The sequence below is a fragment of the Pseudomonas sp. SLFW genome (assembly GCF_009905615.1).
GTDB lineage: Bacteria > Pseudomonadota > Gammaproteobacteria > Pseudomonadales > Pseudomonadaceae > Aquipseudomonas > Aquipseudomonas bambusae.
In genome coordinates, this window is sequence record NZ_JAAAKW010000008.1 from 156534 (window position 1) to 170606 (window position 14073).

A 14073-nucleotide genomic window follows, 5' to 3' on the forward strand; every position below is an offset into this window, starting at 1 on the left:
CCTGACGGAGGCGGATGGCCTGTTTAGCCGTTACGCCCGTGGCCCCTATGCAAGACACATTACGCATCACCGAAGTTTTTTACTCGTTACAGGGTGAAACGCGCACAGCAGGCTTGCCTACCGTATTTGTGCGCCTCACCGGTTGTCCCCTGCGTTGCGGCTATTGCGACAGCGAATACGCGTTCACAGGCGGCACGATTCAGACCCTCGATTCGCTCATGGAGCAAGTCGCCAGCTACCGCCCGCGTTACGTCTGCGTGACCGGCGGCGAGCCTCTTGCCCAACCCAACGCCATTCCGCTGCTTCAGCGGTTGTGCGATGCCGGCTACGAAGTGTCGCTGGAGACCAGTGGCGCACTGGACATTTCCAAGGTTGACCCTCGCGTCAGCCGTGTGGTCGATCTGAAAACGCCAGGCTCGAAAGAAGTGGCGCGCAATCGCTATGAGAATATCGAACTCCTGACCCCGAACGACCAGATCAAGTTCGTCATCTGCTCGCGGGAAGACTACGACTGGGCGGTTTCAAAGATCATCCAGTACGGTCTGGACCGTCGAGCAGGGGAAGTGCTGTTTTCTCCTGTGCATCGCGATCTGAACGTTCGAGACCTCGCCGACTGGATCGTTGCCGACAACCTGCCGGTGCGCCTCCAGCTGCAGCTCCATAAAATCCTCTGGAACGATGAGCCGGGGCGCTGAGATGAGTGAGTACACAATGACTGAGAAACGCGCGGTAATCCTGCTGTCTGGCGGCCTGGACTCGGCCACCGTGGTCGCAATGGCGAAAGCCGACGGCTACACCTGCTACACCATGAGCTTCGATTATGGCCAGCGTCATCGTGCCGAGCTGCAAGCGGCTGAGCGTGTGGCGAAGGACCTGGGTGTGATCGAGCACAAAGTGATCGGCCTGAACCTCAACGGCATCGGCGGCTCGGCCCTCACCGACAGCAGCATCGCCGTGCCGGAAACGCCTGGCGAAGGCATCCCCGTCACCTACGTTCCCGCGCGCAACACGGTCTTTCTGTCGTTGGCATTGGGCTGGGCCGAAGTCCTTGGCGCACGTGACATCTTCATTGGCGTCAATGCTGTCGATTACTCTGGCTATCCGGATTGCCGCCCTGAATTCGTCGAGTCCTTCGAGCGCATGGCCAACCTCGCGACCAAGGCGGGCGTAGAAGGGCAAGGTTTTACCATTCAAGCCCCGTTGCAGATGCTGAGCAAAGCCGACATCGTCAAGGCAGGCACGCGTCTGGGCGTCGATTACGGGCTAACGGTTTCCTGCTATCAGGCGGACGATCAAGGCCGCGCCTGCGGGAAATGCGACAGCTGCCGCCTGCGCGCAGAAGGCTTCGCAGCGGCCGGAATCACCGACCCGACGCGTTATTTTTAAATTTTTTAAAAAAGGGTGTTGAATTACTGAGAAAAATCAGTAATATACGCGCCACCACGAAGCGGGTCGTTAGCTCAGTTGGTAGAGCAGTTGGCTTTTAACCAATTGGTCGTAGGTTCGAATCCCACACGACCCACCATCTTCGAAACCCGAGAGGTCCACGAAAGTGTGAATTCTCGGGTTTTTTTTCGTCTGAACGAAAGTGGGGCACCAGCTCCCTGGACCATCCCACGTCAACTCATGACTCAACCCCGTTCCGGCCGGTTGCAGCGCCTGTTCAAGGCTGTAGCGCTCCGAGTTAAGACTTTCTACGTGCGTCAGTCATTTTGATTCTGAACCAACAACCCCAGTAGCCGCGATCGCTGCTGGGCCGTGTTGAATCGGCGTTTGGTCCACTACTGCAGGGCCTGTTCAAGGCTCAAGCAACGCAATCATTGAAGCTGCCGGGGGGAGCGACGGCTTGAGCTGAGAGGGGGATCACGTCATGCCTTTATCCAGGGAAGCAGCTTTGGCCGGTCTTCTAGGCCTTGGCGTTGGACGACGGGTGCGTTTTTTTCTGTTCGATACCCACCTGATATTGCGCTGGGTACAAACACTTTTTACTCGTCGCTGCCTGCAGCTTCGTAGTGTTTCAACTGCTCAGTTGGATCGCGGGTGTGGTTTTTAGACGACTACGATAAAGAACAGCTGCGCGAAGTTAACGCCATGCCAAGGGGCATTCTCTGGTCTGGACGGATTGGAAAACGGAGCGTTTGCTGACGCATAGGCTACACATGAATGCTGATGCCTTGAGACTGCGCACTTGGGGTACCGCTGTCAGTGCGTGCATCTTTGGCAAAGTCGTTGAGGTTTTGTAGGACATACACTGTATTTATATAATCAGGTACGACTTGAAATCCATATTCATTATTGTCGACGCTCGCGCTACGGAGATTGTCTATGCGCGCTGCAAAGTAGTCGAGAGCGTTCATTTTTACATCAGGTGTCATCGGGTTGCCGACCGAATCGAGGTTTGTGCCTGCAGAGATCATGAGATTGGCGGTAGTCTTGTCGATCAACCCCAGTGCATACAGGTTTTTGCTGACCAGCCCTAACTCAGCCGGTGTGATGGAGGTCATGTCGAAATCAGCAAAACTAGATCCCAAGCCTGCCTTTTTCATGGCATCTGTATCGAGTACGCCTTGCTTCGTTCCAATTTCCTGCAATAGCTGATTCGTCAAATAAGAGTTGCGAGGTGTTGAGCCTGAACTTGAACCGGACCCAGGCGACTTGATAGTTACCGAAGTTAATGACTGCCCAACTGAAATACTCATATTATCTCCACATGTTGACGCAGCGTAAATATCGCCCAAAGTCGGGTTAACGTACTCGACCCGTTTCTTAAATCCATAAGGAACAGACTCAGGATCAGCAAGAGCTTATTAGCGTCTAGTTGATGGGGGCATCTGTAATAAAGAACAGCTCAAGCTTCGACGTCAGCCCATTTGCCGTTGCCAGGCGTGGCACATGCCCTCAGCGCTATCCCGCTTCCGCACCTATCTATGGGTTATCGTCGTTGACAGCCATTAGTAGTAGTATTTTCCCTATCTATCAGTAGGTATGTGCTTTCAACGTAACATGATACTCTTAATCCTGCAAGGCGCCGTTAGCGCGTGGCTGACACAGCCTGAGGCCAGACGGTGCGGTCCGGGCAAACCTGAAGGAGCAAAAGATGCGGAGCGAATTTTTTACGTGGGCAACCTATCTGACGTTGCTGCTGACGCTGTCAGTCTCTCCTGACGCTGCCTTTGCCCAGACTGAATACCGGTACATCACCTTAGACGGCGGAAAAATGTTCTACCGGGAGGCTGGTGACCTACGCAATCCCACCATTCTGCTGCTTCACGGATTCCCATCGTCATCCCATATGTTCCGTGACCTGATTCCGGAGCTGGCCGCGCACTTTCACGTGCTGGCGCCTGACTATCCTGGGATGGGCAATAGCGATGCTCCCGCATCAGGAGATCCGCTGACGTTCGATGTGCTCGCCGAAACAGTGGATACATTCGTCCGGCGAATGGGTATAGGAAGCGCCGTGATCTACATGCAAGATTTCGGTGGCCCCGTCGGGATGCGCATCGCGACGCTTCATCCCGATTGGGTACGCGGATTGGTCATTCAGAACACGCCCATGACGTTGGACGGCTGGCAGCCTGCACGGCTTCAAGCCATTCAGGCCGCCAGTATTCTGAAACCAGTGGAAAAGCGGGACGCCGCACAGGCTAGGGTGAGCGTTGCAACGGATCTGTTCCTCTACCGTCATGGCGCTCGCGATCCTGGCACCCTCAACCCTGACGCTTGGGTCAACGACGCGCTCGCTTTGAGTGACCCCGATAAGCGACGTGCCATGACAGACTTGCAGCTGGATATCCTCTCCAATCTCGCCCTATATCCAAAGTGGCAGGCTTACCTGCGCGCGTCGCATCCACCGACGCTGGTAGTTTGGGGGGACGGTGACCCGATCTTTGCCCCACGCGGCGCCGACGCCGTCAAGGACATCCTGCCGAGCGCAGAAGTAGTTCACTACAACACTGGGCATTTTGCTTTGGAGGAAGATCATCTCGACATTGCCAAACGAATCAACAACAAGTTTGGACATTCTTCTCAATAAGTCAGGACCTCGGATGATCATTTCAGCTCCTTTTTGTCCCAGTTGGCCATGACTGAACTACGCGCATTGCGGCTGCCAAAGCCGTTCGATTACCACGCCGCGACCTAGCTGGTACAGATCGCTCAAGCGAGAGCGACTACGAGTTCGGTTACTTTGAAGTTCAAGGACTTGGCTTTGCCAAGGGCGTGCATCTGGCAAACGTTATTACAGAAGAAGAGTGCAGCCAATTGCGTCTCGTGTTCAAAGGCGCAGCTGATCGTCGGCGATAGTCAGCCGATGGAAAAGCCGGTCAGCGATCATTTGATCACGTGCATCACGAATGTCCATGAAAGCAGCCAGCCAACAACCATGCCGGCGAAGCAGAACGCTACAAGGAGATTGCTCATGTGCAGGGAACGTCTCATGGTTTCATAAGTGGCATCCCATCTACGTCTTGAAACCTGAAATAGATGCACACAATCAGGACGGATCGCAGTTGAAAAAGAGCGAGCTTCCGGTCAAAACCTGCGTCTGCTGCCAACTTCCTTTCGTTTGGCGAAAAAAATGGGCGCGGTATTGGGATGAGGTCCGGTATTGTTCGGAGCGTTGCCGACGTGCCGGGAAGAAATAGATAGGTGCATGGATGAAAGCAGATTTCGGTGATGCTCCGGAGCGGATGCTCAGAACTCAACAGAAGCGTGGCATTCAGAGGTTCGCCACCTATGCAGTAGCAGGATGCATCGCCGCCGTAAGCGGGTTTATCCTCTTGAGTCGAACGGAGCCTGATCGCGGAAGCGCGCTACACGTGGCTGAAAATCTTCGCTCAGGGCGAGAGTCAGGTGAGATGAACAGCGGTTCGGTCATACGGTCCGGCCCATCGTTAGACCTCCAATCGCCAAACAGCAGCGCATTCGTTAATCAGGCTCGGCAAACGGTCTTCAATGATCAAAACTTTATCCCGACAGGTGCGCATAACGTCGTAACCTTCCACGACACTGTTCGAGAGGTGCCTCGAGAGGAACCTTCAAAGAAGGCCAAGCTGACGATTGTCCGGCAAACACCCAGCATGAAGGATCGGGCGTGTTGGCCATACAGGCAGGGGAGCATTGAGTCGCGAAACTGTCGTGCTGCGATAGGTCTCCACCATCGTGACTGAGACAAAATGACCAAGTGGGCTGCCCGGTGCGGGAGTACCTAAAAACACATCGACAGGACATAGATTCGTGAATACAGAGTTGACTGAAGAAGAGATGCGAAGGGCCTTGTTTGGGGCCTCAGAAGCTCCGGTCCACGTAGCTGCACCGGAAGAGCCGTCTCCGATCGTTATTGCCCCACCCGTAGCGGTGAAAAAACGTAAACCACCTCAGACATTCGTACCCAAGCTCAAGGTGACCCTGCGAGTCGGAAATGAATTTGAAGGCGAGACCCAGATGTTCGTCTTCGAAGCCGACACGCTCAGTAAGCTGCAGGCGGAGCTCGATGCGATTAAAGCGGCCCGCAAGAAATTCAAGTACATCGAGGTCGTTTCGATTACGTCCGCCTAGCCATGTCCGCATGGTCTTCAGTGATCGCCTGGGCCCAGCGTTATCTGGTCTGACCTATCTCACTCACCCGGAAAAAAGCCTCGCTCCAGCGGTGCACCGGCCACAGCGAAGCGTTTTCAGGCTGCATCCAGATTCGACTTCCTGGGCCATTTGAAAGCGTTAGCGGCTCGGATAGCCATCCCAACGGGTGTCGTCAAGTCCATGCAATCACTCACGCTTAAACCTTGACTCCGAAGCCTCACTTTTTCATATGGTTTTCCACAAGCTTCAAATCCTTTGCCAGTTGGATGCGTAGCGCGGATATCAACTTTCGCGCGTTGTCCGCCAAGGGTTTTCCGGGTCGGAAAAGCAAGAGGCTCGTGAAGTTCACCTTCAGGGAAAACGGCCGGATGACCAAGCCACGGTCGATGTAGTCGACGACGGCGACAGGATTGGCGAAACCGAACCCGATACCGCGCAACGCCATCTCGCAGACGGTATGGGCATAGGGCGTTTCAATCCTGATATTCGGCGTCACGCCATAGGGGGCCAGCGCCGCTTCCATTCGCCGACGGCTGCTGTCTTCTGGATTGAGTGCGATGAAGTCGTGGTTGCCGATATCGTTCGGAGTGATCACCGGCAGCTTTGCAAGCGGGTGATCAGGTGGCATGGCCATGACACCCGGCGATTCCAGAAAAGGCGAATGCTCCAACCCCATGACCGGCATCTCGTCGGCCATCAGGCCAAAATCGCATTGACCGGATGAGACGTCCTGATGCACCTCCCGCGAGCTAAGCACCCGTAACGACACCCTCATATCTCGTCCTGCCAGATCGAACGATGATAGAGCCCTCGGCATGAATGCATTACCCAGTGCCGGATGCACGGCAATGGCCAGCCGGTCCGTGCCGAACTGCTTCAAGGTCTTGATCCGATGTTCGATCGCATCCATCCCGATGAAGAGTTTGTCCACGTCCACCATTAACGCGTGCGCCTCCTGCGTGGGCACCAGACGGCCACGAATCCGGTGGAAGAAAGCGAGACCGGCAGATGTTTCGAGTTTGCGAATCGCCTGGCTGACGGCAGGTTGGGAGATACCGAGCATGTTGGCAGCCTTGCTGGTGCTTCCTGCGTTCATGACCACTCGAAAGACTTCAATTTCTCGGACACCCATGCAGTAACCTATAACCTTTACTTATTGAGTTAATAATTCTAGGTGTAGTCACTCAGTTAGGTCTATTGAACAATAGGATTCATTGTCCCTGACCCAACAAGGCGTACCTAGATGAAACTTGTAGATCCTGCCGGCAGCCCTTATGCCAGCCTCTCTCCAGGTGTATGGCGCGGTTCGACCGTAGTGTTCGATTCGTTCGAAGACTTCGTCAGCCGTAAGAGCCGACAGCCAGACGGCTACAGCTATGGAATTACCGGCACGCCAACCACTCGTGCGCTCGAGCGTCAAGTCGCTGATCTGGAAAACGCCCGCCACTGCGTGATCATGCCGACGGGTGCGTCTGCACTGATTACCACTGTCATGGGCTTCGTTCGTGCAGGCGACCATCTGCTTATTTCGGACTCCTGCTATGGCTCGCTCAAGACTTTCGGTCGCCAGTGGCTGGCTCATCTTGGTGTTGAGGTGGAGTTCTATCCACCGACTATCGACGCCGGAATTGAAGCATTGATCCGCACTAACACCCGCATGATCTGCATGGAAGCTCCGGGCACCGTCACCATGGAAATGCAGGACATTGGTGCAATCACCGCCATCGCCAAAAAGCACGGCGTGCTGACCATGATGGACAACACTTGGGCAAGCCCTCTTTATTTCAAAGCCATCGAGCATGGCGTGGATTTCGTGGTTCAAGCAGCGACCAAGTACTTCGGCGGTCATTCCGATCTGCTGATGGGAACTGTCAGTCTCAACGATCCGGAACGCTACGCGGTGCTGCGGGAAACCCAAAGCATCTTTGGTCAGGCTACCAGCCCTGAGGATTGTTTCCTGGTCCAGCGCGGGCTTCAGACGTTCGAGCTGCGGCTGCGTGAGCAAAGCCGAAAGGCATTGGCAGTGGCGCGTTGGCTGGAGGCTCAGCCTCTAGTACGACAAGTACTTTTCCCCGCGCTGGAAAGCGATCCGGGTCACACCCTGTGGAAGAACCAGTTCGAAGGCAGCGGCTGCTTGCTCTCGATCATCCTGGAACCAGCTGCCGACGAAAGTGCCTTCGGCGCATTTTTCAATGCCCTGCAACGGTTCCCCATCGGCGCGAGTTGGGGCGGTACCCACAGCCTGATTGCCTACTACCCGGCGTCCCAGCAACAGGCACGGCAATTTTCACCAACAGATCAACCCATCGTGCGCATCTCGATCGGTCTTGAAGACGAGTCGATGTTGATCGCCGACCTGGCCGAAGCCTTGGAGGCATACGCCCGGGTACGTTGACGTACGGGCACGCTGCGCTTCAGACGCGGCGGCCAGACCAGAACTTTCTGCCGTTACTCCCGCGAGCCCCTGCGGCCGCACACTCAAATGAGGATGGATAACAATGAAACAGAACGGCATTCGTTTCGCATTGGCAATGATCATGTCTTTCGGCATTGGCTCGGTTGCCATGGCTGACGACTCCCTGCAAACCCTGCAAGAGCGAGGCGTTATTCGTATCGCTAACACCCAAGCCAGTCCACCCTGGAGTTATCTGGGGCAGGACAACAAGCCAGCAGGCTACGACGTTGCCATCGCCAAAGAGGTTGCCAAGCGCATTGGCGTGGCGAAAGTGGAGTTCATCGCTGACAGCTTCAAAAGCTTCGTCGAAGGCTTGAAGGCCGACAAATACGATCTCGTCATGAACGACCTGACGCCCACAGATGAACGCAGAAAACAGGTCGACTTCGCGAGCCCGTATGGCGTGGAAGAGTTCTACATCTTCGTGCGCGACGACAATCAGGACATCCATAGCATCAAAGACATGCCAGCGCACTCGATCGGTGTGACGTCGGGGACCAGCAATGAATCCTGGGCCCGCAAGCACATGACCACGTCCGACATCCGGGCCTATGAGAACGGCGGTCTGGTGTTCAACGATCTGGCAATTGGACGGGTTGATGCAGTGCTGTCTTCATTGTTCGGCGGAGAGAAGTACAAAAAGGTCAATAACCTGCCCATCAAGGCAGTGGGTGAGCCTCTGACGTACCAGCTGTCTGCTCCTGCCATGGCCAAGGGTCGAGACAGTCTGCGCGACGCGGTCAGCAAAGCCATCGAGTCGATGGTTGCAGATGGCACGGTGGACGCTGTCGCCAAGGAGTGGATCGGGCCGGATTATCACATGACCAGTGGAATCAAGGCCGCTCTCGCTGAGCTGGCAGAGGAATAAATAATGTGGGATCTCTTTCTACGGGCGCTGCCCCTACTGCAAAAGGCGATCGTGACGACCCTTGGGTTAGGCCTGGGTGCCTTTGTCCTAGGTACTGCTTTGGGTTTGATGATTGCCCTGATGCGGATTTCTCCGGTGCGGCTGTTTCGGATGATCGCCTTCAGTTATGTCTCGATCTTCCGCGGCACGCCTCTGTTGGTGCAGATACTGTTGATCTATTTCGGTTTGCCGCATTACGGGATCGTGATGACTCCGATCCCTTCGGCCCTGCTCGCACTGACGCTGTTCTCGGCGGCCTATCTGAGCGAAACCTTTCGAGCCGGCATCATCGCGGTCGACAGTGGGCAGTGGGAGGCCGCCAGTTCGATGAGCATGGGCTACTGGACCTGTCTTCGCCGGATCATCATTCCGCAGGCGTTTCGAATCGCCTTACCCACCATGGGCAGTCGGCTCATCGCGTTGATCAAGGACACCTCGCTTGCTTCCACGATCACGGTCATGGAAATGACCAGAGTGGCTGAGCAGATCGGTGCTTCCACCTTCCGGTACATGGAAATGTTCCTGATGGTGGGCGCGATGTACTGGCTCATCAATCAGGTGTTGACCATCCTGCAAACCTGGCTGGAAGGCCGTTGGACGAGGCACATGCGATGAACACAAGCACTGTACGCGTTACTGGCCTGAGCAAGTCATTTGGGGATCTGGCCGTACTCAAAAACGTTGACCTTGAGGTTCAGGCCGGCCAAGTCGTGGTCATCCTCGGTCCGTCGGGATCAGGCAAAACAACCTTGCTGCGCTCTCTCAACCTTCTGGAAAAACCGGACGCCGGGACGCTGGAGGTCTGCGGGTATCGTGTGGAGATTCCGCGCAGCGGTCGATTCGACCGGGCAACGCGCAAGCAAGTGGCGCTACTTAGGCAAAAGACCGCCATGGTCTTCCAGTCCTTCAACCTTTTTCCGCACATGACGGCCCTTGAGAACGTCATGGAGGGGCTCCTCAGCGTGAAAAAGGTTTCAAAGGCACAGGCGCTTGAACGAGGGCGGCATTTGTTGGATCAAGTCGGTCTCGCGGACAAAGCGGACAGTTATCCCGCCAAACTTTCAGGTGGCCAGAAGCAGCGTGTCGCCATCGCAAGAGGGTTATCCATGGACCCTGAAGTGATCTTCTTTGACGAGCCAACTTCTGCCCTGGACCCTGAGCTGCGTGACGAAGTGCTAGGCGTCATGCGCGAGCTGGCGAACAGCGGCATGACTATGCTGGTGGTCACCCACGAGCTGCGTTTCGCTCGAGAGGCAGCGGACCGTGTGGTGTTCATGGAAAACGGTGTGGTGGTCAAGGATTGCTCCACTGAAGCGTTCTTCGGTGAGGAAAGCGGCGAGCGCATTCAGCAGTTCTTGCGCCGGTATTGATCGCCAACTTTATCTGGACCAAGGCTTGGGACGTACCTGGAGCTGTGGCTGGCGCAGCATGACCGAACCTGTCGCCTCCTTGCATATCCTCGAGCCATAGCAGACGCGGCCGAACGAGCTCCGGTCATTCGACGTGAACGTCTGCGTGGTGAACGTCTCTGACAATTATGCGGTGCGATTCAGTACTGCCCATATCGCAAGGAGACAGGCGCGTATGAACATTCTCATGATCCTCACTTCTCACGACCAGCTGGGTGATACCGGCAAGAAGACGGGCTTCTGGTTGGAGGAATTCGCAGCCCCGTATTACACATTTGCGGATGCCGGGGCCGAAATTACCCTGGCTTCTCCCAAGGGTGGACAGCCGCCGCTGGACCCTAAAAGTGATGAACCGGACGCCCAGACCGAGCACACCCGACGTTTCCGTGCCGATAGCGAGGCACAGGGGTTGTTAGCCAATACCGTGCCCTTGGGCGAAGTTGACCCCTATGATTTCGATGCAGTGTTTTACCCTGGTGGCCATGGCCCGCTGTGGGATTTGGCCGAAGACACCGACTCCATTACCCTGATCGAAGCGTTTTATGCGGCCAACAAACCGATCGCCGCCGTGTGCCACGCGCCGGGTGTATTGAAGAGCGTCAATGCTCCTGATGGTCACCCTGTGGTGCAGGGCAAAAACGTCACCGGCTTTACTAATTCGGAAGAGGAGGCCGTAGGGCTCACGAAGATCGTGCCCTTCCTCGTCGAGGACATGCTGAAGGCCAAAGGTGGGCAATACTCGAAGGCTGCTGATTGGGCAAGTTACGTGGTCGAAGACGGACACCTCATCACTGGACAGAATCCCGCTTCATCACAAGCAGCGGCTCAAGCGCTATTGAAGCGGCTAGCCAGCGAAGTCTCTGCGTGATTTTTGCCGCCCGGCCTGCGCCCCGGGGGCGGGCGGTAGTCACTACTCGTCTTCTCATCCGCGACTATCTTGATCCCTTTTAGCGACTGTCAGGATGGCGTGATTGCGGGAACGATGTTCCTGTAAAAGACTCAACCTCCATGAACTGCCCATTAGGCCATCAGGAGAACACCATGTCACGACTTGCGGAATTCCGAAGACTCGAACAGCAATTGGCGACTCGACTTGCCGAGTTGGAGACGTTGAAAAATGATAACGGCTTGAAACAGGAAATCGAGTTCGAGACGAAGCTCAAGGCTCTTTTACAAGAATATGGCTACAGTCTACGTGAAATCGTCACCATTCTTGAACCGCGCACTTCCGCGAAAAAGAACGCTGCTGTTGCCACGCCTGAAAAATCCTCGCGCAAACCGCGTTCTGTGAAGACCTACAAAAATCCTCACAATGGCGAGACCCTTGAAACCAAGGGGGGAAATCACAAAACGCTGAAACAGTGGAAGAGTGAGTATGGTGGTGCAGAAGTAGAGTCCTGGTTGGCTTGAAAATCATACGGCGAGTGGTACAGCCGCCAGTATGATCCCGTCTGTTTTTTCTTTCATCGCGGCTCATTTGAATGGACCCTACGAGCGTCGTTTAGGGCAGCCTGAAAACTCCGGGTTGGATCCGTGCTGGACGACTCCCATTGCCAAAGAAACGCGGAACGCCGGGATGCATGGGATCTCGAATACGTACGCACGCCACCGCATCGGAGCATGACCATGAGCCCTACCACCTCCTTCATTTTTGACCTGGATGGCACGTTGACAGACAGCGTTTACCAGAACGTGGCAGCCTGGAAACAAGCGCTGGACGCCGAGGGAATCCCATTGGCAATGTGGCGAATCCATCGAAAAATTGGCATGAGCGGAGGGCTGATGCTCAAGTCGTTGGCTCGGGAAACGGGCCTGGACATACCCGCCGAGCAGGCCAAACGACTCAGCGATCTTCACGCCAAAGCGTACCGCGAGCTGCAGGACCAGATCACAGCGCTGCCGGGCGCCATTGAGTTACTCCAATCACTTGACCAGAGCGGATCGAAGTGGTGCATCGCAACCAGCGGCGGCAGCGAGACGGCAGCGATCAACCTCAAGGCGCTGGGTTTGAAGCTGGACGATGTTTCACTGATCACTCGCGATGACGTGAAATACGGCAAGCCTGACCCCGACCTGTTCATCGCTGGCGCTCTACGCCTGGAAGTCCCCATTGAAGAGTGCCTGGTCATCGGCGACGCCATCTGGGATATGCTCGCCGCCAGACGTTGTAAGGCCACTGGCATCGGTCTGTTGTCGGGTGGCTATGACATCAGTGAGCTGGAGCGGGCAGGGGCATTGAGGGTGTACGACGACCCGCTGGATTTGCTCCATCATATGGACGAGGTTGCATCACGTCCGTAGGTTTGGGGTATCCGTGACAAGCACCTGGCTTATTGATCATCAGAGCGCGGAAGGCTAAATGCGTCGCCCCGGTTTCAGCCGACACTGGCGGTCTTACCTTGGCAGGTAGGACCGGCATTCTCAGGCTTCTACAAAGGGTTGATCAGCGTGCGTTTTGGTGAGTAGCTTGCCGATCATTTATAGGACGGCTTCAAAGGCAAGTCGTTGCTCATGAATGACTGCTCACAGCCCATAGCGGACGCTCGCGGACTTTAAGCCATGCGACCGATCGAGAGATGCACTGAAAAACAGGTCCCATTCTCTGCGCAAGACGTCACAGCAACGGTCCCCTGATGTCCTTGCGCGATTGCGCGAACGATGTAGAGGCCTAGCCCGACACCATGCTGCTCATTTTGATTTTGATGCCCTCGAATCATGGGTTCGAACATGTCTGCGAGCATTGCTGGCGGAATCGGGTCACCTTCATTGCTGACAGAGAAAACGAGTTCGCCTTCGTTGATTTCGCATTTGAGATGGACAGGCTTTCTCGGCGTTCCGTACAGGGTGGCGTTGGCCACCAGGTTGCCAAGCAGTTGATGAATACGGTCCGCGTCGAGACAGGCTGATCCCAACGGATGATCAGGGAGATGATGCTCCAGGTTCGGGAAGCTCAGCCGAAGCTCATCGACAATCGACGCCATAAGCTCGTCCAGGTCTACGTTAGCCATTTGGACGGCCAGTCCTTTGCCAACGCGGGCCTGAGTAAAGTCGAGTAGGTTTTCAACCAGCCGCTGTGCCCGCCGCGTGGCGTTCTGTACGCTTTGCAGCACCCGTTGTTTTTTGGCGGGAATTGCCTCGCCCATTTCCATCAAGCTGGTTCCCATGAGGATGGCCGACAGCGGGTTACGCAAGTCATGACTCACAATGCCAACCATCTGTTCAGCCAAGAGCACCCGGTCCTCGGCAGCTGCACGGAGCTCAGATTCCACCAGTTTGATCGCGTGTTCGGCAGTGCGCTCAGCTGCCAGCGCCGCGATACGCGCCAAGGCCCCGCCGACTGAGCTGCACGCATGTTGAAGATGGCGAACATCCTCTTGGGAAAATCCTTTTCCGACCCTGCCTACGCACAAGGCGCCGTGTACAGCAGTCCTTGATCCCAAAGGCAGGGCTAACACAAACCTGTCGCTGTCATTGCAGTACGCGACCGTTGGTGAGCCTTTGGCCATGGCGTCTCTCAGCGCAGTCCCGTGGCTCGACAGACAAGACTCATCTTCAATCTTCGCGGCGGTGCAGACTTTCCGATCCTGGGACCACAGCGACAAACCGTCTGGCTCGGGGAGTAACGTCGTGCAGGTGTCGTAATCGCAAATCCAGTGCAGCCGCGCCGCGACCAGCTTGGTCAGTTCTGGCACGGTCTGTAAGCTCACGCACTCGGATATGAA

At 55.7% G+C, this 14073-nt stretch carries 15 protein-coding genes and 1 tRNA gene; 13 read left to right on the plus strand and 3 right to left on the minus strand.

Annotated elements, in window-relative coordinates:
* Positions 1–47: 47 nt before the first annotated feature.
* From queE to GVN17_RS16220, 3 genes are all read left to right on the plus strand, one after another.
* Positions 48–695, plus strand: a complete 648-nt coding sequence (queE, locus tag GVN17_RS16210) for a 7-carboxy-7-deazaguanine synthase QueE (RefSeq protein WP_108120958.1) — start codon at positions 48–50, stop codon at positions 693–695.
* A 16-nt stretch (positions 696–711) separates the two neighbouring features.
* A complete protein-coding gene (gene queC, locus GVN17_RS16215) occupies positions 712–1386 on the plus strand; it encodes a 7-cyano-7-deazaguanine synthase QueC (RefSeq protein WP_166596268.1) in 675 nt (224 codons plus the stop codon).
* A gap of 63 nt (positions 1387–1449) precedes the next feature.
* A tRNA-Lys gene (locus GVN17_RS16220) sits at positions 1450–1525 on the plus strand.
* A 628-nt stretch (positions 1526–2153) separates the two neighbouring features.
* Here the strand turns inward: GVN17_RS16220 and GVN17_RS16225 are convergent.
* Positions 2154–2699 (minus strand): hypothetical protein, encoded by a 546-nt coding sequence (locus GVN17_RS16225; protein WP_166596269.1) that lies wholly within the window; start codon positions 2697–2699, stop codon positions 2154–2156.
* 398 nt (positions 2700–3097) lie between these two features.
* Here GVN17_RS16225 and GVN17_RS16230 point away from each other — a divergent pair, with 398 nt between their 5' ends.
* The 3 genes from GVN17_RS16230 (at position 3098) to GVN17_RS16240 (ending at position 5559) form a co-directional block, all read left to right on the plus strand.
* The gene (locus GVN17_RS16230) at positions 3098–4036 is read left to right on the plus strand and encodes an alpha/beta fold hydrolase (protein ID WP_166596270.1); all 939 of its coding nucleotides are present in this window, start codon (positions 3098–3100) and stop codon (positions 4034–4036) included.
* Between the two features lie 475 nt (positions 4037–4511).
* The gene (locus tag GVN17_RS16235) at positions 4512–4646 is read left to right on the plus strand and encodes a DUF2256 domain-containing protein (protein ID WP_166596372.1); all 135 of its coding nucleotides are present in this window, start codon (positions 4512–4514) and stop codon (positions 4644–4646) included.
* A gap of 592 nt (positions 4647–5238) precedes the next feature.
* On the plus strand, positions 5239–5559 hold the full coding sequence (locus GVN17_RS16240) for a hypothetical protein (RefSeq protein WP_166596271.1): 321 nt from the start codon (positions 5239–5241) through the stop codon (positions 5557–5559).
* 238 nt (positions 5560–5797) lie between these two features.
* Here the strand turns inward: GVN17_RS16240 and GVN17_RS16245 are convergent, their stop codons facing one another.
* Positions 5798–6712 (minus strand): LysR substrate-binding domain-containing protein, encoded by a 915-nt coding sequence (locus GVN17_RS16245; RefSeq protein ID WP_166596272.1) that lies wholly within the window; start codon positions 6710–6712, stop codon positions 5798–5800.
* A 111-nt stretch (positions 6713–6823) separates the two neighbouring features.
* On the opposite strand from GVN17_RS16245, the gene GVN17_RS16250 reads away from it, so the two are divergent.
* The 7 genes from GVN17_RS16250 to GVN17_RS16280 all read left to right on the plus strand — a co-directional run bounded on the left by GVN17_RS16250 (position 6824) and on the right by GVN17_RS16280 (position 12652).
* Entirely contained in the window at positions 6824–7975 is a 1152-nt protein-coding gene (locus tag GVN17_RS16250) for a PLP-dependent aspartate aminotransferase family protein (protein WP_166596273.1), read from the plus strand.
* A 103-nt stretch (positions 7976–8078) separates the two neighbouring features.
* On the plus strand, positions 8079–8903 hold the full coding sequence (locus GVN17_RS16255) for a transporter substrate-binding domain-containing protein (protein WP_166596274.1): 825 nt from the start codon (positions 8079–8081) through the stop codon (positions 8901–8903).
* Positions 8904–8906: 3 nt separating this feature from the next.
* Positions 8907–9557, plus strand: a complete 651-nt coding sequence (locus GVN17_RS16260; RefSeq protein ID WP_166596275.1) for an amino acid ABC transporter permease — start codon at positions 8907–8909, stop codon at positions 9555–9557.
* Positions 9554–10312 (plus strand): amino acid ABC transporter ATP-binding protein, encoded by a 759-nt coding sequence (locus GVN17_RS16265; RefSeq protein ID WP_166596276.1) that lies wholly within the window; start codon positions 9554–9556, stop codon positions 10310–10312. The genes GVN17_RS16260 and GVN17_RS16265 overlap by 4 nt, the downstream gene beginning before the upstream one ends.
* A 214-nt stretch (positions 10313–10526) precedes the next feature.
* Complete coding sequence (locus GVN17_RS16270) at positions 10527–11219, plus strand: type 1 glutamine amidotransferase domain-containing protein (protein WP_166596277.1); 693 nt, start codon at positions 10527–10529, stop codon at positions 11217–11219.
* 173 nt (positions 11220–11392) lie between these two features.
* Entirely contained in the window at positions 11393–11761 is a 369-nt protein-coding gene (locus GVN17_RS16275; RefSeq protein ID WP_166596278.1) for a histone-like nucleoid-structuring protein, MvaT/MvaU family, read from the plus strand.
* A gap of 216 nt (positions 11762–11977) precedes the next feature.
* Positions 11978–12652, plus strand: a complete 675-nt coding sequence (locus tag GVN17_RS16280; RefSeq protein ID WP_166596279.1) for an HAD family phosphatase — start codon at positions 11978–11980, stop codon at positions 12650–12652.
* A 251-nt stretch (positions 12653–12903) separates the two neighbouring features.
* On the opposite strand, the gene GVN17_RS16285 is transcribed toward GVN17_RS16280, so the two are convergent.
* On the minus strand, positions 12904–14043 hold the full coding sequence (locus GVN17_RS16285; RefSeq protein ID WP_166596280.1) for a HAMP domain-containing sensor histidine kinase: 1140 nt from the start codon (positions 14041–14043) through the stop codon (positions 12904–12906).
* Positions 14044–14073 lie beyond the last annotated feature (30 nt).